The organism is Thermogutta terrifontis, assembly GCF_002277955.1.
GTDB lineage: Bacteria > Planctomycetota > Planctomycetia > Pirellulales > Thermoguttaceae > Thermogutta > Thermogutta terrifontis.
In genome coordinates, this window is the sequence record NZ_CP018477.1 from 601741 (window position 1) to 621825 (window position 20085).

At 58.2% G+C, this 20085-nt stretch carries 17 protein-coding genes; 4 read left to right on the forward strand and 13 right to left on the reverse strand.

Annotated features, from left to right (window positions below; translation table 11 throughout):
- Positions 1 to 32: 32 nt before the first annotated feature.
- Together cysS and ispF are read right to left on the reverse strand one after the other, a co-directional pair.
- Positions 33 to 1589 (reverse strand): cysteine--tRNA ligase, encoded by a 1557-nt coding sequence (gene cysS / locus THTE_RS02210; RefSeq protein ID WP_095413902.1) that lies wholly within the window; start codon positions 1587 to 1589, stop codon positions 33 to 35.
- A gap of 134 nt (positions 1590 to 1723) precedes the next feature.
- A complete protein-coding gene (ispF, locus tag THTE_RS02215; RefSeq protein WP_095413903.1) occupies positions 1724 to 2218 on the reverse strand; it encodes a 2-C-methyl-D-erythritol 2,4-cyclodiphosphate synthase in 495 nt (164 codons plus the stop codon).
- A gap of 596 nt (positions 2219 to 2814) precedes the next feature.
- Between ispF and THTE_RS02220 the strand changes: the two genes are divergently transcribed.
- Together THTE_RS02220 and THTE_RS02225 are read left to right on the forward strand one after the other, a co-directional pair.
- A complete protein-coding gene (locus THTE_RS02220; protein ID WP_095413904.1) occupies positions 2815 to 3216 on the forward strand; it encodes a DUF488 domain-containing protein in 402 nt (133 codons plus the stop codon).
- A gap of 122 nt (positions 3217 to 3338) precedes the next feature.
- Positions 3339 to 4526, forward strand: coding sequence for an MFS transporter (locus THTE_RS02225; RefSeq protein WP_095413905.1), 1188 nt, complete (start codon positions 3339 to 3341; stop codon positions 4524 to 4526).
- Between the two features lie 745 nt (positions 4527 to 5271).
- Here THTE_RS02225 and THTE_RS02230 read toward each other — a convergent pair.
- From THTE_RS02230 to THTE_RS02280, 11 genes are all read right to left on the reverse strand, one after another.
- Entirely contained in the window at positions 5272 to 5709 is a 438-nt protein-coding gene (locus THTE_RS02230) for an RrF2 family transcriptional regulator (protein ID WP_095413906.1), read from the reverse strand.
- A gap of 263 nt (positions 5710 to 5972) precedes the next feature.
- Entirely contained in the window at positions 5973 to 6887 is a 915-nt protein-coding gene (locus THTE_RS02235) for a phosphoadenylyl-sulfate reductase (RefSeq protein ID WP_207651758.1), read from the reverse strand.
- Positions 6888 to 7365: 478 nt separating this feature from the next.
- On the reverse strand, positions 7366 to 7881 hold the full coding sequence (locus THTE_RS02240; RefSeq protein ID WP_095413907.1) for a magnetosome magnetite crystal formation protein family: 516 nt from the start codon (positions 7879 to 7881) through the stop codon (positions 7366 to 7368).
- A 42-nt stretch (positions 7882 to 7923) separates the two neighbouring features.
- Complete coding sequence (locus THTE_RS02245; protein ID WP_095413908.1) at positions 7924 to 8754, reverse strand: hypothetical protein; 831 nt, start codon at positions 8752 to 8754, stop codon at positions 7924 to 7926.
- A 305-nt stretch (positions 8755 to 9059) separates the two neighbouring features.
- Positions 9060 to 9701, reverse strand: coding sequence for a CvpA family protein (locus THTE_RS02250; protein ID WP_095413909.1), 642 nt, complete (start codon positions 9699 to 9701; stop codon positions 9060 to 9062).
- A 64-nt stretch (positions 9702 to 9765) separates the two neighbouring features.
- Positions 9766 to 11541: a GspE/PulE family protein gene (locus THTE_RS02255; protein WP_095413910.1), complete on the reverse strand. Its 1776-nt coding sequence runs from the start codon at positions 11539 to 11541 to the stop codon at positions 9766 to 9768.
- 11 nt (positions 11542 to 11552) lie between these two features.
- Complete coding sequence (locus tag THTE_RS02260; protein WP_095413911.1) at positions 11553 to 12701, reverse strand: type IV pilus twitching motility protein PilT; 1149 nt, start codon at positions 12699 to 12701, stop codon at positions 11553 to 11555.
- A 170-nt stretch (positions 12702 to 12871) separates the two neighbouring features.
- Entirely contained in the window at positions 12872 to 13639 is a 768-nt protein-coding gene (gene hisF, locus THTE_RS02265) for an imidazole glycerol phosphate synthase subunit HisF (RefSeq protein WP_095413912.1), read from the reverse strand.
- A gap of 93 nt (positions 13640 to 13732) precedes the next feature.
- Entirely contained in the window at positions 13733 to 14401 is a 669-nt protein-coding gene (locus THTE_RS02270; protein WP_095413913.1) for an HAD family hydrolase, read from the reverse strand.
- Positions 14402 to 14752: 351 nt separating this feature from the next.
- Positions 14753 to 15346 carry a peroxiredoxin gene (locus THTE_RS02275; RefSeq protein WP_095413914.1) on the reverse strand — a complete coding sequence of 198 codons (594 nt, stop codon included), beginning with the start codon at positions 15344 to 15346 and terminating at the stop codon, positions 14753 to 14755.
- Positions 15347 to 15776: 430 nt separating this feature from the next.
- Positions 15777 to 16583 (reverse strand): NRDE family protein, encoded by an 807-nt coding sequence (locus THTE_RS02280; RefSeq protein ID WP_095413915.1) that lies wholly within the window; start codon positions 16581 to 16583, stop codon positions 15777 to 15779.
- Between the two features lie 1048 nt (positions 16584 to 17631).
- On the opposite strand from THTE_RS02280, the gene tkt reads away from it, so the two are divergent.
- Together tkt and THTE_RS02290 are read left to right on the forward strand one after the other, a co-directional pair.
- A complete protein-coding gene (gene tkt, locus THTE_RS02285) occupies positions 17632 to 19698 on the forward strand; it encodes a transketolase (RefSeq protein ID WP_095413916.1) in 2067 nt (688 codons plus the stop codon).
- A 59-nt stretch (positions 19699 to 19757) separates the two neighbouring features.
- A complete protein-coding gene (locus THTE_RS02290) occupies positions 19758 to 20057 on the forward strand; it encodes a hypothetical protein (RefSeq protein WP_095413917.1) in 300 nt (99 codons plus the stop codon).
- The last annotated feature ends 28 nt before the right edge of the window (positions 20058 to 20085 follow it).

Here is a 20085-nt window from a genome sequence, read left to right on the forward strand (position 1 = left end):
TTTTTTGTCGTTGATGCGCTTCGGAAGTTTGCTCAATCGCCGGAGCGATTCTCGATTCGCCAGGTGGTGCCGTCGGGACGATCCTCCAGGACCACCCCGAGTTCCGCCAGGCCGCTGCGGATGCGGTCGGCTACCTGAAAGTTTTTGGCCTTGCGTGCTTCCGCCCGAATGGCCACCAGTAGGTCCAGCAGTTTGGCTGTCAGGCCGCTTTCCTCGACCGTTTTTCGCGAGGGTGGCGGCGTGCGGAACAGTCCCAGGACGTTACCCAGTTCTTTCAAAACAGTCGCCCCCTTGACCAGATTCGTCAGCTTTTCCGGGGTTCGCGAGGCCGGCTCCTCCAGCCGATTTTCGTCGATGTACCGATTGAGGCGACGTACCAGCTCGAAGAGTTCACCAATGGCTCCCCCGGTGTTGAAATCGTCGTCCATGAATTCGAGGAATTTTTCCCGGTGGGCGTGGACATCCTTGAGAAATGGATCGTCGCCCGGCGAAAACTCGCCCTCTTCCCGTCGTGTGGGAGCAGGCAGCGTGTAAAACGACCGTCCTGTGATACGCTCAAAACGTTCGAAAAACCTGTAGAACGTCTCGACGGCGGTTTCCATCTCTTGCAGGCGACGCTCGCTGAACTCAATTGGCCGTCGATAGTGTGTGGAGAGAATGAAAAAGCGAATGGTCTCGGGCCGGTACTCCGCAAGGAGTTCCCGGAACGGACTGGCCCCTTTGGACTTGCTGATCTTGCCTACCTGCTGAGCTTCCAGATCGTCGGCGGGTCGGGTGTGTCGGCCGCCCACTTTGCCGATTTCGTCGGCGGCCTGCATCAGCCCGTTGTGCAGCCAGTAGCGGACCATCGGCTTACCGTGCCGGGCCTCACTCTGGGCGATTTCATTCTCGTGATGGGGGAAAACCAGGTCCAGCCCGCCGCCGTGAATGTCGAACGTCTCGCCGAGGATCCGACTGCTCATCACGGAGCACTCAATATGCCAGCCAGGGCGGCCGGGACCCCACGGACTGTTCCAGAACGGCTCATTCGGCTTGGCGGACTTCCACAGGGCAAAATCGTACGGCGATCGTTTGCGGTGGGCACCTTCCCCACCCTCGGGCAGCATGGATTCCAGTTTTCGGCCGCTCAGTTTGCCGTAATCGGGAATTTTTGTTACGTCGAAATAAACATCGCCGTCCGCGGGATAGGCATAGCCTTTGGCAATCAGGTCCTGAATGAACTCGATGATGGCGTCGATATTCTCGGTAGCGCGGGGAAAATGGTCGACCGTGTCAATTCCCAGGGCCTGAAGATTGGCCATGTAATCGGCAATCATTTCCTCCGCCACCTGGGACATGGGGATCCCGCGCCGCTGGCTTTCCGCGATGAGCTTGTCATCCACATCGGTGATGTTGACGACCCACGTCACCCGGTAGCCGTTGTAGGTGAGATAGCGTTTGATCGCATCGAAGATCACCGGACCGACCATGTGGCCGATGTGGCTGGGTTTATAAACCGTCGGTCCGCACAGATAGATGCCCACCTGGCCGGGTTTGACGGTTTCAAAAGGCTCTTTTTTTCGGGTCAGGGTGTTATAGACGCGGATCATAGGTACGACGATCGCTTACAATGCCATGTTCAGAAGTGTTTTCCGAGTTTTTTCCCTTTGCCTGTTGGAAAGCGTTGAAGGTGACCGATGGAAATCCACGACAGCTCTGGCGAGAGCGGCCATGGGACTCGTTTTCAATCCTGAGCGGTCGACCTCCACAAGAGGACGACGGCCTGGGCAGCGATGGCCTCCTCGCGACCGACGGCGTCCACGCCTTCACCTGTTTTGGCCTTGATACTGATCTTCTCCGGGGAAACTCCCAGGATGTCTGCCACGCGTTTTTTCATTTCGGGGATATAGGGGGCCAATTTGGGTTTCTGAGCGTGGATGGTGCAATCGAGGTTGGCGAGCTGCCATCCCTGTTCGCTGGCCATCAACCACGCCCGCCGCAGCATATCATCGGACGCCCGGCCGCGGTTGGCTGGATCGGTGTCCGGAAAAAGCTGGCCGATGTCGCCCAGGCCTGCCGCCCCCAAAATGGCGTCGGTGACAGCATGGAGGAGCGTGTCGGCATCGCTGTGTCCTACCGCATGGCGATTGTGCGGGATCACAACCCCCCCTATGAGAAGCGGCCCTGGCTCCTCCAGGCGATGGATATCCGTCCCAAGCCCTATCCTGTGCGATATCATTCGCTTCGTTAAAAAACCTGGTCACTTCAAGCACGTTGTGGACTCGTAACATGTCACCGAGCCACAACCATTTGCATGTTGGGTGAGCGTCTTCTTTCCAACGACTTCTGACTGCCGGTGTAAAATTCTCGGAGTGGCGGACTCTTTGACCGATTGCAGCCACCACGCGTATTCGGTGCTCCATCGGGTGGTTTTAATTATCGACAAACTTTGCCTGGATTATAGCCCTTTCCCGGTATTCTCACAACTCCGCATCTGGATGGTGGATCCCCGTTTTGGTGGAGATCTGTGAGAGGTCAGAGGTTCGTAACGAGGGGTAGCGGCAATCCATGGATTGCGTCTCCTCAACACGAGCTGAACTGAACGGGCGGGACTCGGTCGGTGGAATGGATTGTCCGAGGTTGAAATATGGGCCTGACAAGCAGCTCTGGCCGGGCAGGTTGCACCGGCGAGTATGCCCCCGTCGAGGTCCGCATCCCATTCCACTGGCGTAGCTGAAAAGGGATGACGCCACCTGTGTCGTGCCGGCCGGTGGCGGATTGGGTCTGTGATTGGTTTGCGGTGGGCAGGCGATTTTTCCGTCAGAGAGCAGCAAAATGAAAAAGTCAAGCAGCCGAGTTCCTTCCATCCGTGTGAAACGGGTGTACGATCCTGCCTCGCCAGACGATGGTTTTCGCGTTCTGGTCGATCGGCTCTGGCCCCGTGGGATCAGAAAGGAGCAGCTCGTTCTCGATCTATGGATGAAGGATGTCGCACCGAGCGATGCGCTGCGCAAATGGTTCGGGCACGATCCTGCCAAATGGGAAGAGTTTGGGCGTCGCTATCGCGAAGAACTTCAACAACGGCCCCAGCAATTGGACTTGCTCCTTTCCCACGCCTTGAGCTCTGGATTGACCCTCCTGTTCGCGGCTCACGATCGCGACCACAATCAAGCGGTTGTTCTGCGGGAAGTGCTCCTGGAACGCGCCAGGAGCGGTGAGAACCAGACCGGTCGTTAGACCGTCTCGAAAGATGAAAGCAGCTACGGGCCCACGCGTTTTTTGTCCCCGAAGTCGTTTCCCGCGTTAGTTGACCGGTATACCGAGAACCCTTTTTCCGTTTGGGTGAAGAGGTACAGTCCATGGAAACTGACCCAGCCAGTCGTCAGCTACGTCAGGCCATTCGGTTGGTTGTCCTGTTAGGACTGGTAAGTCTGCTCGCGGACGTCACCTACGAAGGTGCGCGGAGTGTCGTCGGGCCTTATTTTCAGGTGCTCGGTGCCAGCGCTGCCGTGGTGGGTGTGGTCGCTGGGCTGGGAGAACTCGTCGGCTACGTGCTACGGTTGGGATCGGGTTACCTGGCGGACCGTACACGCCGCTACTGGATGCTGACCCTCATGGGATACGCGATCAACCTGCTGGCCGTCCCAGCGCTGGCTTTGACCAGTCGCTGGGAGGTGGCTGCCGCTCTGGTGGTCCTCGAAAGAACGGGCAAGGCGCTGCGGACTCCGGCCCGAGATGCCATCCTGTCTCACGCCACGGCAAGAATCGGACGAGGATGGGGCTTTGGACTCCATGAGGCCATGGATCAGATCGGCGCGATACTCGGGCCGATGGTCGTGGCGGGCATCCTGCTGGCGGGCGGATCGTTCCGTACGAGCTTCGCTGCGCTGGGGATTCCCGCGATCCTGGCCCTTCTGGTACTCGCGGTGGCCTGCGCGCTTTATCCCCGTCCCCAGGAACTCGAGTCCAAAGCTCCCGATCTTCGTATCAGGGGGTTTTCGGCGTCATTCTGGCTTTATATGATCGGGGCTGCCTGCGTGGCGGCAGGTTTTGTGGACTTTCCCCTGATTGCTTATCACTTCGAGAAAGTTCGCCTGTTGCCGGCCGGTTGGATTCCCATTTCCTATGCCCTTGCGATGGCAGTGGACGCGGTGGCGGCCCTTATCTTTGGACGGCTCTTTGATCGCATCGGGTTTCTGGCCGTCGCCATAGGGGTCCTGGCCTCGGCACTTTTTGCACCGCTTGTTTTTCTGAAGGGAACGGTCGGCGCGGCCGTTGGTCTGGCATTGTGGGGCATTGGCATGGGAGCCCAGGAGTCGATCATTCGCGCGGCCGTGGGGGCCATGGTGCCCTCCGAATGGCGCGGCAGGGCGTACGGGATTTTCAATGCCGGCTATGGTCTGGCGTGGTTCGCTGGCAGTGCCTGCATGGGTGTGTTGTACGGTTTCTCGCTCCCGGTATTGGTGGCTTTCTCCGTGGGGGCACAACTCGCCTCGCTGCCGTTCTTCCTGCTTGTGATCCGCACTGTGAGGAAAGAATCAAGCTGAGTAGCCAGACGATCATTTAAGAGGGGATGACTGGGAGGGCAGATCACGCGCCGGCGCGGAACGGGCCGTATGGACCATAGCCGAACCGCATTCCGGTAGGGGCAATTCATGAATTGCCCCTACCAAAGCTTTTGACGCTCACATATCCAGGCGTCGGAGGGACCTGTTCGTTAGGTCCGGTTTTTCCGGAGGGACGTGCTTGTCACGTCCACTTTTCAACCTTTGATAATCCATCCCTGTTTGACCGGGCACGATAAGCGTGCCCCTCCGAGTCGTGTTTCGGAGGGACGTGCTTGTCACGTCCGCTTTTCGACGTTGGACAGTCCACTGCCTTTCGCCGGGGACTGAAGTCCCGCGCCGAAAGCGGGGCTAAAGCCCCGCACTCCATGGAGTGCGGCGATTCATCGCCGCTTTTTGGTGAAGGCTTTAGCCTTCACCACCTTGCCGTCGGTCCAAATGGAACAACGATGACCGATGGGGCCGATTCCCGAATCGCCGTGACGCCCCATGGACCGTGGCCGGACCGCATTCCGGTAGGGGCAATTCATGAATTGCCCCTACCAACAGATTGCGCCCGTGGTATCTCACACATCGCTGCAAAAGTAGGGAAGGGTCAAGCGCACGCCGCTTCGAGAATCCAGGTGACACTTACCCAAGAATCTCGAATAGATTTATCTTTCAGGCCAGCTTTTCAGCGACAGCAAAGTTATTCCGTTCCATTGCGATCAGGACGCAATTTCACTGATCAGATGTAATACATCTGCGTGTCGAACTGTCGGGCGCGTTCGAGGAGTTCGGCAAAAGTGATCGAATAGAGCATGTCCCGCTCTTTTTTCTGGATCTCCTGCCATGCCTGGACGAGTGCCTTGACGGCGGGCGAATCGGGAGAGGAACTCACGGCAAAATTGACGTCCGGCTGCTTGTTACCCTCGACGATGTCCATCACCTGGCCCAGCGTGATTTCAGTGGGGGGAACGGCCAGCCGGTAGCCTCCTGCCGCCCCTCGCGTGCTTGCCACCAAGCCAGCGGCTTTCAGTTGCAACATGATCTGCACGAGAAACCTTGAGGGAACGGCGTGACGCTCCGCGATTTTCCTTACCTGGACCGGCCCGCCGGATTCGTACCGGGATGCCAGTTCCAACATGGCCACACACGCATATTCCGTTTTCGCGGATATTTTCATATCAACCTCTCTTGCACGAGAGAGCTTTCCCAATGGTTTTCACCAGCCAATTGTTTACCGCATGTCCCTTTCCGCTGCCCCACTCTCCCAGCTACGCCTTCCTCGGTTCCCTGATCAGCCCGCGGCTCCAGGTTCGGTCCTGTGAATGATGGCCGCCGACGATGTCCTTTCGCACGTATTATCCTGCTACGCTGCTCATCGCTCGGACCGCCGTCCCATGGCCGCCGTGCCCCGCTGGATGCCTCTTAGGTTTCCCCGCCGCGTCACAGATTTCCGTAGGTTGTCGGCGGAGGTGGTGGCGGTTGATCGTCCGCCAGATGCAAGCCGCACTCCGTTTTGCCCGTGCCGCTCCAGCGTCCCGCACGTTCATCCTCGCCGAACAAAACTGGCCGAGTGCATGGCCAGCAACCAATGCTCGGATAACCCTGGTCGTGGAGGGGATTGTAAGGGATCTCTTCCGCGAGAATTCTTTTCCACACGTCGTTCTTGGTCCACCGAGCAAGAGGGTTGATCTTTACCAGTCCGAATTTCTTGTCCCACCCCACGATGGGGGCGTTTGCCCGATGGGGACTCTGATCCCGCCGAATCCCGCTGATCCACGCCCGATAGCCGACCACCTTGCGCTTCAAAACCAGGACCTTTCTTTCGTAGCAGCACCGGTCAGGGTTGGTTTTGTAAACGGGCCCACCATTCTGCCGTTCGTATTCTTCCACGGACAACTCCGGCCGGGCAAATTCCACCTCGATTCCATACTTTTCAGCGATCCGATCCCGCAGCTCCAGTGTTTCCTTGAACTGATAACCGGTGTCCAGGTTGAACACGTGGACCCGGGGCTCGAGCCGGGCCAAGATCGAGAGGATCACGCACCCTTCCGGGCCGAAGGCCGTGGCCATGGTTAACTTGGGAAAGAACGTATCAATGGCCCAGCGGAGGATGACCTCGGCTGGCGCTTCTTCCAGGATGGTGCTCACCTCCTGGAGCCGGCGGAGTTGGTCCTCCGTGGGGGAGAAGACCACCCCTTCTCCGGCCACGGGGGGAAAGTCGGATAAATCCACTCGCCACGCCGGGCGCCAGGGATCTATTTCCGCCAAGTGGTTTTCTTTCGATCGCCATTCATCAGTAATTTTATCAACCATTTCAACCGCCGGGATAGGTCGTCGAGTCGTTGTGTGAAGCATTCGAGGGTTACTCCCTTGGTCGCGTTCGATGATCTGAAGGCTGGGAACGGTCCAGGGGACCTTTTTGCCCGCGCGCACCAGGGCGTATTTTGTCCACCGGTTGGACACAAAAATGGTCCGGTTTCGCCGACAGAATCACCGATATTATTACATTGTTGGTCAACAAAGTCAACTATTATCATTAATCTCATCGACCAGACACTGGTTCGGGCTGAAAAGTTCGCATCCGGTACGGCCGCGGAATTAGAAAGGGGGCCAGCTTTTCGAGAGAGTCTGGGATTGCGTACCCGACACATCTGCACTTCCTCTCGGCCGACGAGGACGAGGACGTCCCCACGGGCTGGCGCGGGCGCAGGGATTCAATCGGTAGGGACCTGACGGTAGGGGCAATTCATGAATTGCGCCTACGGAGCCGCTTTTTTCCGCGTTGGATTAGCCACTTGGAACGGCGGCCTGTTGCCGACGCGATGATATCCTGTCACACGAAGAATGGGATGGCCAGCGGATATTTGACCAGGCGACCCTGATTGGCCTGCCACGCCACGTAGAAAACGCACAGCACCACGGCGACGGCAAACCCGTACCAGAGCGGGAGCGATAGTGTAATCCCCAGCGGAATGAGGGAGACGATGAATCCCACCGCGGCGACGCACGCCCCGTAAATCAGATAAGACATCACAAAATTGGCCGCGTTCTTGCCATGGGCATCCAGCTCAGGGAAGCGATCTTTTCCCAGTTGCCAGATAAGAAATGGCACCACAAGGGCAAACCCGGGAAGCGTGATGTTGAGGAGCAGCGACAGATGGAGAAGCATCGCCCAGAACCGACCGTCCTGGAGCCGTTCCCGTAATCGCCATCCGACGACAGGCGAACTTCTTTGTTGGCCGGAAGAATCAGAAAGCAGCCGGGCCTTGGCTGCCGCAAACTCCTCGTCGGTCAGGGCTCCCGCCTCGTGAAGGCGATGAAGGCGTTCCAGTTCTTCCGCCAGTGTCACAGCCCAACCTCCCGCAGTGCACGAGCCGAAGTGTCGTTCTCGTCACTCTTCGGGTGACGGCATCTCGCCGAGCGCCCGCGTCTTTTCTTTTTCCCTCTGCGCCTTTTCCCAGGCCTTTTGGAGATGTTCCAGGGCATGGGGCGGATTGTAACTGCTGATATCGCTGACGTACCAATCAGAAATCTTCGCGGTTCGCAGGGGATAGCGATTTAAAATGACTGTGACGAAGAACGTCCGCTTGACATTGTTGGTGTCAAAGTAGGTCACTGCGTAGCTTTGGGCAACCTTGATGAGCGTGTCCTCCCGCCAGACGCCTTCGTTGTCGAAAAACCTGATTTTGGTACGGGGATCTTTACCCAGCAGGATGATCGCGCGCACCTCCTTCCGCTCCAGAAACGCCTCGAGGTCCTTTCGGGCGGTACTGTCCGGGGGGTATTTTTCCCATAGATGCTCGTCCAGGGGAGCCCGATCGAAAGCCGACCGACTGAGCTGATGCGCCTTGTGTGGCTGGTCGTGGAGGAGATAGTCAAAAAACAGCATGGCGAATTTCTGGGCCTCCTGATTGAGCAGGTAGCGCCGCAGCATCCAGTGAGACGGCCCTCCGACCAGGCAGAAGACGCTCAAACCCAGTCCGATCAGGGCGGCCGTCCTTCCGGTAAGCGGCGGCTCAAACTGATGAATGCGGATCCAGGCCCAGAGACTCACAATGACACCGGCAAGGGCAACCACCCATAAAGCCGGCCCAAGGAAGGCACTCAGCGAGAGGACACCCAAAACCCAGGCCACCACGGCTGCCGCACTGAGAGGACGGTAGGCCGCCGCTTCTGGCACGACTGTGTCGGGCGGTGCCGCCCGTGCTGTTTCCTGGCTCATACGCTGGCTCCCACGCGATACGACAGATGAGGCCTGAATCCGCGCCGCGATTCCTTTGTTTCGGCCCACAACGGCCGGGGCACTCTTCCAAAAAAGCTATCCATGGCGGGTGGGACTGATGACCCTGGAACGACATTCAGTGGCGTCAAAAGACTTCTGCCACAGTCAATCTTCCCTCGACGCCGACGATTTCCACCCAATCCGGACCGGGGATTGTTATTTTCCTAAATTACCCGGTTTCACAAGCCGCGCCGCGACCCTTTTCGATCTACGCTCGTCACGCTGCTTTGTTTTACTGGCCGACACTATCTCGGCGGGGCCGATTCGGTGGTGAATCCTCCGCCGGAAGTCACCTGCTCTTCCAGCTTCTGGGCCCGTTCGTAATACGTCTGGAAAATATTCTTGGCCCCTGGGAAGGCGGCCACTGGCCCGCCGTAGCGAGCCGCTTCCGCTTCCGAAACGGACCGCGAGAGCGCTCCTTTGGAAAGATAACTGGCCACGCGGGCCCACTGAACGCCCAGCGGCGTGCCGTCCTCGCTAAGAATCGGCGTCATAAATGGTTTGGTACCGAGCGGAGCGAGATGGAGGGAAAAATTGAACAACCAGCACATGAGGATGCCGGTGAAGAGACCCATTACCACCGCCCCTGCCTGGTTGAGATAGAGATTGAATCGCACCTTCACGCGGGACAAGAATGCCGTCGCGATATGAAGAATGATCATCGACACAGAAAAGACCAGCCAGAATGCCAGAAAGTCGTAAAAGTATGTGAGGTTCGGGCCGATCATGTCCTCCATCATTCTGGCGGCTGGCTCGAAGAAATTCGTGGCCAGGATACCCGCCATCAAGATGTTGACGAATCGGATGAAGGCACTCCACAGCCCCTCGCGAAAGATGAAGCCCACGCACGCGCCAACGATGACGATCCACAACAGGTAGACCAGCATGAGTATGTTCTCCTGTCTTTATTCGCTGTGAGCTGACCGCAACGGCCTCTCGGAGCTGTAATTCTCAGCCCTGGAGGACGCGGGCAAGTTCCTCGTAGGAGGTGATTCCCTGAGCCAGCAGGAGCACGCCCTCTTCCTGGAGCGTGGCCATCCCAGCCGCCCGGGCCGCCTTCCGGAGTGTGGCGTAATCCGGCTGTCGGCCAAGAATTTTTCGCAGATTGTCGTTGACCACCAGGACCTCGAAAACGGCGCACCGTCCGAAATACCCCAATCCCTGGCATTGCGGGCAGACTTCTTTTTCCTCCGGAGTGGGCACGTGGGGACGGAAGAACGCCTGAATTCGTCCTGGTGGAATCCCCAATCGCTGAAGTAACTCCGGGGGAGGCGGATACGGTTGACGACATTTGTCGCACAGTCGCCGCATCACCCGCTGGTTCACCACTCCGATTACCTTCTCCGGAAACGCCTTGGCGGGTGGCTGAAGGGCCATGAGCTTGAGCAGGGCCTCACAACAGTCCTTGGCGCGGACCGTGGTGATGACCAGCCGGTTGTTTTCGGTTTCTTCCGCCAGCCGCTGGAGCACCTTGCCATTGGGAAGGTCGCGACACACAACGACATTCGGCTCCATGTGGAACACTTTGTCCAGGAAGCCGTCGAGATTCTGCCGATCCTGCGCGGTGATGATGTAGGGTTGAACGTTCTCGATAACCTCGTACGTTTTCTGCTCGTCTTCGATACTGATCCACTCCCGCGAGAAGCGATCTCCGCTGAGAATGGCACAGGTCACCGTGGTCGTCAAACCATGACCAGGCGGTGCGGAAAAGACGATGATTCCCTGGGGAGCGTTGAGGAAATTCTTGATCGTTTCCTGAAGTTTGGGCCGCATCCCCAGGTCTTCCAGCTTGCGAAATCGGCTCGTCTTCTCCGAAAACTGGATGACAACTCGCTCCCCACCCGCCACACCCTGAGAGGCGAAGGTAAGGCTCAGCGGCACGTCGTGATAGCGAAGATCGAGTTTGCCCTGCTGTCGGCTTGTGCGGTCCTGGGGATTGAGACCACAGAGGATTTTCAGTACCTCAACCGCTGCCATCGCGGACTCCGGGGGCACCGGAGGCATATTGATCCACACGCCGTCGATCATGTAGCGGAGCGTCGTGGAAGTCGGAGCCACCATCAGATCGATCGCTTCGCCACGTCGGTCGAGTGCCTCGGCGATGAATTCCCGGGCACTCTGATAACCCGGATGCTGCCGCGCCGGAATGAGGCGGAGGTTCTTCTCCTGCTGAGTCTTGGCGATAGGATCGAAACGAATCGGTGGAGGAAGATCGTCCGGCGAAACGGCCACTTTGACCTCTTTACCGCTCAGTCGGCCGATAATTCTCTTAAAATGGGCGGCCGTAAGGACGCGATCTTCGATCGACACTTTCTTGTTGCGATGGCTGGTGTAAATCAGGGCCGGAACGAAGGTCGCCAGACAGACCAGAAGGTATCCGACAGGGAAGAACGGGATCAGCAGAAACAGGAAAAACGCGGCCACGAAGGAAAAGAAATAGAGGCCGTTCCAGAGATTGTGGTCCAGGTCCAACCGCTGGACATCCTGATTGATCCAATCCCCGATCGCCACCCAAAGAAGATACACAATCAAAAAAGCGACGATCTTGAGGATGCTGAAGTAAAAGCCCGGGCCGGACCACCCTCCGCCCTCCTGACCCCAGAGAAGCTCTGGCAGCAACCAGGGCGTGGCTGCCGACGCCACTGCCGACGTAAGTCCCATGCTGGCTCCCGCCAGAGAAAACAATATTCGACCCAGTTGCCGAAACGACAGACTGCTCTGCGTCATGAGGTTGCCTATCAGAGAATCCCAGGTGCCTTGACTTCGATCCCTTTCAAAGCCATCTGGAGAGCTTCCGGATTGGGAGCCACTTCGAAGGCCGTGGCGCGATCGATCAGGCGTCGCTCCACAAGGTCCTTCAGACTCATCGTGAAATCCTGCATGCCTTCCTCTTTCGACATGCGAATGACGTCCGCCAGCTTCTGGTCCTGCTCTTCCAGAACCAGCTTCTTGACCATGGGATTAAAAATCATGATCTCCACAGCCGGCACGCGTTTGAAATCGGGATGAATGGAAGGCAGCAGCTTTTGGGCGATAATGGCCTTCATGTTGAAGGCAATTGCACTACGGATTGCCCGGTGCATCTCCTGCGGGAACAGGTCCAGAATACGGCTGATGGTGCTCGGGGCGCTGGAAGCGTGGATTGTTCCGAACACAAGGTGCCCGGTTTCCGCGGCCTGGATCGCCGTCTCGAAGGTCTCCCGGTCACGCATTTCGCCCACGAGCATGACGTCCGGGTCCTCACGCACGGCGTGTTTCATACCGATCATGAAGTTTTTCACATCGATGCCGATTTCCCGCTGGTTGATCAGACATTTGTCCTCCGTGAAGGTGAACTCAATGGGGTCTTCCAGGGTGAGAATGTGCTTGCGGTAATGGCGATTGATCCAGTTGAGCATCGACGCAATGGTCGTACTCTTACCGGACCCCGTCACACCAGCGAGAAGAATCATCCCCTGATCAAACTGACAGAGCTTCTCCAGAATTGGGGGCAAATTGAGTTTTTCGAAGTCCGGGATGTAGTTATTGATGCGTCGCGCCACCAATCCCAGGTAGCCCATCTGCTGAAGCACGTTCACCCGAAAACGCCACGTCACGCCGTCCACATCCACGACGTGGGCGAAATCGCACCCTCCGTCTTCCTCCAGGATGCGACGCAGTCGCTCGTCCAGCATGGGCAGGATCAGCCGGATCATCTGCTCTTCATCAATCGGAGGGTGGTTTAACGGTCGCAGCGATCCCGCGACCCGGATATACGGCGGTCTGCCGACTTTCAAGTGAAGGTCGCTCCCCTCGAATTTGACCAGAGCGCGGAAGAGTTTATCGATTTCCAGATTTTTGGGTCGCTTGCCGAATACTGGCCGAACCGGCTCCTGCATTGTAGCCATTTTCCCAACCTCGCTTTTCTGCGATGACGTGCCTGAGCTACAGGGCGGTCTGCCCGCCCCTGCGACAAGACCCCTCCGTGCGGCGCCAAGGCCTCCTTTCCCGGAACCCCCACGTACCCAACCAAATGTTTATTATGATCGGAAACGCCTGTGGCGGAAACGTAGGCCCTTCACAGCCGGACCGGGATTCCGCAGCGGCGCAGATACTCCTTGGTCTCTCGGATCGTGTACTGGCCGAAATGGAAGATTCCGGCGGCCAGTACGGCGTCGGCCCCCGCTTTGAGAATCGCGTCGGCCATGTGCTGGGGGCACCCCGCCCCACCACTGGCCACAAGGGGAATCGACACGACCTCCCGCACGGCTCGGGTGATCTCCAGATCGTAGCCGGCCTGCGTGCCGTCTGCATCCATCGAGGTCAGCACGATCTCCCCGGCGCCCAGCCGTTCCACCTCTTTCGCCCAGGCCACCGCCTCCAGTCCGGTGCCCACCCGCCCGCCGTTGATATGGACCTCCCAGAACTCTTTGCCGTCCTTGATGACGCGTTTGGGGTCAATGTTCACGACGATGCACTGACTGCCGAATCTGCGAGCCGCCTGATAGACAAATTCAGGATTCCGGCAAGCGGCCGAATTGATGGAGACCTTATCCGCCCCCGCGTTGAGGAGCTTGCGGATGTCGTCCAGGGTGCGGATGCCACCACCTACCGTCAATGGCATGAAGACCACCTCCGCGGTCCGCCGAACGACGTCCAGCATGATCTCCCGTCCCTCATGGCTGGCCGTGATATCCAGAAAGACCAACTCGTCAGCGCCTTCTTCTTCGTATCGGGCGGCCACTTCCACGGGGTCACCGGCATCGCGGAGGTTGAGAAACTTGGTCCCCTTGACGACGCGGCCACGATCAACATCGAGACACGGAATCACACGCTTCGCCAGCATGGCGACCTCTGATCATCCACCATCCAAACCTTAACCGCCATTCATTCGTCTGGCACCAGCCAACTTTTTGTTCGGTGCTTCCACGTTCGGCGTTCACTCTTCGCCCAGAATGAGCCTACGAAAAACCGCCGGAGACAGTTCCTTCAAAGAGGACACCACCAGATCAGCCGCCGCCAGCATTTCTTTTGTTCGACCTGTGCTGGCCAGTCCAACGGCCTTCATCCCCGCCCGGTGCGCCGCCTCAATGCCCGGCGGTGCATCTTCCACCACGGCACAGTAGCGGGGATCAACACCCAGACGCTCCGCCGCCAGAAGAAATACTTGGGGATCAGGTTTCCCCCGGGTCACGTCCTTGCCTGTGACGATCGCTCCGAAATGGGCGGCCGGCCCCAACTTCCGCACGGTCAACTCCACGTTCTCCGGTGGGCCAGACGAGCCAATCGCCAATGCGAAACCCGCCTGATGGAGTGATTCCAGAAGCTCCGGGGCACCCGGCATGATGGGAAAATTCTCCCTAATCAGTTCGCGAAATGCCGCCTCTTTTCGCTCATCCAGTTCCAGAATCTTGGCGTCGTTCGGCGTGTGCTGTCCCCACAGAGCGGCGATGATTTCGCGACTCGTTCGCCCGAATGTTTTGGCAAATTGTTCCTCGGTGATCTGGAGACCCTCTTCCGCCGCAATGATCCGCCAGCTCTCAAAGTGCGCATGGTACGAGTCGATGAGGACGCCATCCATATCGAAGATAACGGCCAGTTTCTCCATCGTTGTGATCCGGTGTCACCTTTTTGCAGACTGACGTCAATGACCGCAGCTAGCCTTCGAGCAGCATGCGCGAAATATGTCTTTCTCGCCCCCTTCGGAGTAACACGCCCATCGAGCGGCGGAACGCTTTCAAGGAACCAGCCCGAGGTGCGATAACCTCTTGCGAATCTTTCATTTTGGTTTCCTTTTTGAAAAAAACAAAGCGACCCCGCCTGGGTAGGCGAGGTCGTCCTGGGACATCGTGAAATCGCCAGTCCTCGTTTTCGCAGACGGGCGGCCTCTCACTTCGCCGCCCCGTCTGTAGTTAACGCCCTGATCCGGCTTAATCCGGCAGGTGGTACGGGGACGCGATCAATCCTTGTAAACCTTCGAGAAGAATTCCTGGCTCGCCTTGGGATCGGGCTTGATGGTGGGTTTTCCCTCGTTCCAGTCGGCCGGGCAGACTTCGCCATGCTGTTCGTAGAACTGCCAGGCCTTGACCACGCGGAGAGCCTCATCCACGCTTCGGCCCAGCGGCAGGTCGTTAACCACCTGATGCCGCACGATGCCCTGCTTGTCGATGAAGAACAATCCCCGCAAGGCCACGCCATTCGGCAGCAGCACGTCGTAGTCCTGGGCGATTTTCTTGCTCAAATCGGCAATGAGCGGATACTTGACCTGGCCAATGCCACCGTGGCTGCGAGGCGTGTTACGCCAGGCCAGGTGGGTATAGTGGCTGTCTACCGAGCAACCAAGAATCTGCACGCCGAGCTTCTCAAATTCCTCTGCCCGATCTGAGAAGGCGATGATCTCGGTGGGGCAAACGAACGTGAAGTCCAGGGGCCAGAAGAACAGAATCACGTATTTGCCACGGTAATCTTTGAGCGAAATTTCCTTGAACGAGCCATCCGGCATGACGGCCGTTGCCTTGAAATCGGGGGCTTCTTTCGATACGAGCACTGCCATGGACTGAACCTCCTCTTTAACTCAAAACGAACCAAACACCTGCCAAGTAGATATCCTTCGTGGGAGCAACCCTTGCCATTGTCCCGACACCGCTGTCGGGATCATTCAATCATATCAATCCGAATATTTAGTCAAGGGATAGTGTATATCGATGGGCGGTCGATCTTTCAAAAAATTCGCCGAAGTGATCTGCCAGCAGTCGCATAACAGTTGTAAATGATTGTTCCACAATAATATGCGCACGACGGCGGGCATCAGCACGCGCAAAAAAATAGCCGGGGCAGTTCCCTGGACACCCCGGACATTTCGAGCGACACATTGCAAAGTTTTTGGGTGAGTGACCGTTCGCAGCGGAATTAGCTTATTGCCCGATTGCAGTCTCCGTTTTTAGTTGGCGTGCCACGGAGTTCTCGGGTGGGTCAGCCCCGTGTCATGCGCCGGAGGTCTGCGGCGGACAGGTGACGCCCTTTTTGGCCATTTGCGCCCTGGCTGCGCGGTCGCTCGAGAGCACCTGCCGTAGCAGGGCCGAGTAATCTTCATAGGGAACCTGGTCCGGCGGCCCCGCGGAATACTGCAGGATCGAGTGGTGCGTCTTCTTAGTGAGAGAAAGGAGGGTGGAGCTGACCGTTCCGAAATTGCCCCGGGTAAATACGACCCCCCACTTCCCGTTGGCGTCACACCGTCGGGCGAACGTTCGACTGGCCACCGCCAAGAACGCCACGGCGGAATCCAGCCGTTGCAACGTGAGCAGCCGTCGCACAAATTCCTGGCGGGAGTCGTTCGGGTCGTTGATGTCCCCATTGGTCAAAATGTGGAGTCCGGGCGGAAGCTCCACCAGACGAACTTCGTCGCCGCCGTAAACCACCGCGGCAAAGTTGGCGTCCGCGCAGATATAGTTGGCACCCATGTACTGGCCGGTGGAAAGTTCCTCGACGGCGTACTGGGCAGCGTCCCGTGCGTTGGTGAAGCCCAGCAACTTTCGGCACAGGATGCCGCGGGAAATGGGTTCCAGCGGGACGTTCCGCTTGGGCCGATTGCCTACCGCCACAAACAACCCATGCTGATTGACGCCCAGCCAGGTCCCCCCGGCTTTTCTGTCCACCGGACAGACCACACGGGGTCGCCCGGACTGGATCCGCGGCGGTTGACTCGGCCGATCAAGAGCCTCCTCCCGATTGTGTGCCACAAGAATCGGTGCGTCTTTCGCTATTTGATATTGCAGAGCAAGGATACACATCGCGTCTCACCACACTCCTGTCGCTATTCCAAAGCCAATCCCTCAGTGACTCCAACCCATCACTCCCAGCAAGCCGCCCCAGCCCCCCGTGTTTCAGGAAAGCCCCGACACCCCCTCGCGGTTCAGCCGGGGAGGATCCTCCAGGTTTAAACGTCGAGCCCCCAGGCGAAGAATCTCGAGTACTTGGGGAGGCGGCGGGGGGTTATGTGATACCTAATGGTGACTCGTTTCAGATACAAACGCTCTCTAATGAATTATTTATTGGCGACTCCACGGGCAACACGTCCTGGAACGAGCCCACAAAAAATTTCCGTCGGAAATGTCCCCCTAACTGCCGGCCGAGTTCCGCTATTGGTCAGGCGGAAATGTGGCGTATCCGGGAGGGTACTGGCCCGTTCCCCTAGACCTTGATGGCCGCTACTGACAGCAACCCGGAACGCCGCCCGACGGTACGCTGTCGTAAAATCGCCCCGGTCGCCCCGCTTTATGCAACGATTTCGGAACCCAAAGCCCTATAAGACTCTCAAGATAATGTCTTTGTGACAAATGAAAACCCCTCGATATGGGGGAAAGCAAAAATAAGACCCGGTGGCACGCTCGGGATGCCTGGAAGGCGGGGCCATTGATGAATTGTCCCACCCCTCGCTGTCTCACCAGCGACCCAACCGAGCAGTTGGAGCCTCACCCGTGAAACGGATCATCCAAACGTCGGAATGGGGGCCTGACGAGCAGGTTCCTCCGAAACAGCGGACGGGCACGCTCGCCGAGTCCCATATGACGTCGGTGCCGCGCTGCGTTGACGGTGCTTGGGTTCGCCCCTAAATTGGACGTTTCAGGTTTTTTTGGTCGAAGTGTGATTCCCCTGCTGATCCGCGGGCGGGTAGCACAGAGGATATTCAGCGAGAATAATCACCGGACGTCGCGATCCGTGCAAAACCAGCCCGGCCCACCGAATGTGTTGGAGGATACGCGCACCGAATATTGAGAAAATCGGGCAAATCGTGAGGACACAGGACCTGCATCTTTCTAAAGACTTCAGGGAGTGACAATGGCGGAACCCCACACCTGTTCAATCGAGCAACTCGCAATCAACACCATTCGAACGCTCTCCATGGATGCCGTGGAAGCGGCCAAGAGCGGCCATCCTGGCACCCCGATGGCACTGGCCCCGGTTGGGTATGTCATCTTCAACGAAATTCTTCGTTATGATCCCACGCATCCCCTGTGGGTCAATCGGGACAGATTCGTCCTATCTTGCGGGCACGCCTCGATGCTTCTTTACTCGCTGCTGCACCTGGCGCAGGTCCAGCAGGTGGATGAGAATGGCAGACCCACCGGGGAGTTGGCGGTGCCTCTGGAACACATCCGGCAATTCCGGCAGCTTCACAGTCGTTGTCCGGGCCACCCGGAGTACCGGCATACCTCCGGCGTTGAAGTGACTACCGGTCCGCTTGGTCAGGGCGTGGGGACGAGTGTGGGCATGGCCATCGCCGGAAAATGGCTTGCCGCACGCTACAACCGACCGGGCTTCGATCTATTTAATTACGGCATCTATGTGCTCTGCAGCGATGGCGACCTGATGGAGGGCATCTCCAGCGAAGCGGCTTCACTGGCCGGTCATCTTAAGCTGGGAAATCTCTGCTGGATTTACGACGACAACCAGATCACCATCGAAGGCCACACGTCGCTGGCGTTCAGTGAAGACGTCGCCACGCGTTTTCAAGCTTACGGCTGGGATGTGTACCGCGTGGGCGACGTCAACGATCTTGATAGCCTGCGGAATGCTCTCAAGCGGTTCAATCCTGCAGGTGAGCGGCCCACGCTTATCATCGTCAAGAGCATTATCGCCTGGGGAGCGCCCAATAAGCAGAACACTCACGAGGCCCACGGGGCTCCGCTCGGCGAGGAAGAAATTCGGTTGACCAAGCAATTTTACGGCTGGCCGGTGGACGCCAAATTTCTTGTACCGCCGGAAGTGTTGGAGCATTTCCGTCAGGGAATTGGCACGCGGGGGCCGCAGTTCCGGGAGCAGTGGGAGTCACTTTTCGCAAAATACGCTCAAAGCTATCCCCAAGAGGCCGAGGAAATCCGAAAGATCACGAGCGGAGAGCTTCCTGAGGCTTGGGATCGCGACATCCCCACGTTTCCCGCTGATGCTAAAGGTCTGGCCACCCGAGCGTCCTCCGGGAAGGTCCTCAACGCCGTCGCCAAGCGCATCCCGTGGATGATCGGTGGTTCGGCCGACCTGGCGCCATCCAATAACACGCTCCTCACATTCCCGGAGGCAGGTCATTTCGCCGCGAACAATTACGCCGGGCGGAATCTTCATTATGGAATCCGGGAGCACGCGATGGGAGCGATCAGCAACGGTCTGGCCCTCTGTGGGCTTCGCCCTTATGCAGGGACCTTTCTGGTTTTCAGCGATTACATGCGGCCGGCGATCCGTCTGGCTGCCCTGATGGAATTGCCTGTTCTGCACATCTTCACTCACGATTCGATCGGGGTGGGCGAGGATGGCCCGACGCATCAACCGGTTGAGCATGTGGCGGCTTTGCGGGCGATTCCTCATCTGGTGGTCATTCGCCCCGCCGATGCCAACGAAGTGGCAGAAGCCTACCGTGTGGCGCTGCGGATGCGTCGTAATCCGGTCGCCCTCATTCTGACGCGGCAAAACCTGCCCACGCTGGATCGGAGTCAATACGCCTCGGCAGCCGGACTGGCATGCGGGGCGTACATTCTGGCCGAAGCTTCCAAGTTGCCACCGGATGTGATTCTCATCGGAACGGGAAGCGAAGTGGCTGTATGCCTGGCTGCCCGCGAGCTACTTGCCCAGGACGGGATTGCCGCCCGAGTCGTGAGCATGCCGAGTTGGGAACTCTTCGAAAGCCAGCCGGAAGAGTACCGCAGGTCTGTCCTGCCGCCGGAAGTGGCGGCACGGGTGGCCGTGGAGGCCGGCATCGCGCAGGGATGGGAGCGCTATCTCGGGCCGAAGGGGATCTTTGTAGGAATGAAAGGTTTTGGGGCCTCCGCTCCCGCCGGAGTGCTCATGAAACACTTCGGAATCACGCCCGAAAATGTCGCAGCGGCCGCCAAAAAGTCGCTCGGCCAGGCGTGATGGATTGATAGGTTGGAGGCTCCCTCAAACCGGGGGCTGGGTCGTTCAGGGTCCCCCGGATGGCTTCACCACAACCGCAGCGAGACGAGGACAACACCCGCCGTAAGTCGCCCCCAAGGCGACTGCACCGGGAGATTGTCCGCCTTCGCCTGCAGCTTCGGGATCAACTGCGTGCGCAGTGTTCACGCTTTTGCGCCCGACGCCGGGAGATTCTCACTCCGGCTTTTCAGAACGGCCTGGGGTTGGCTCTCGTAGTGGGGGGCGGAATCTGGCTTCTCGCCGCGGGACATCCCCTGGCACTGGCACTTTTGTACGCAGGACTGGCCATCTGGCTGGCCACTCGTGAAAATCCTCGCTGAAATTGACAGGAGAATCGCCACTCGATGA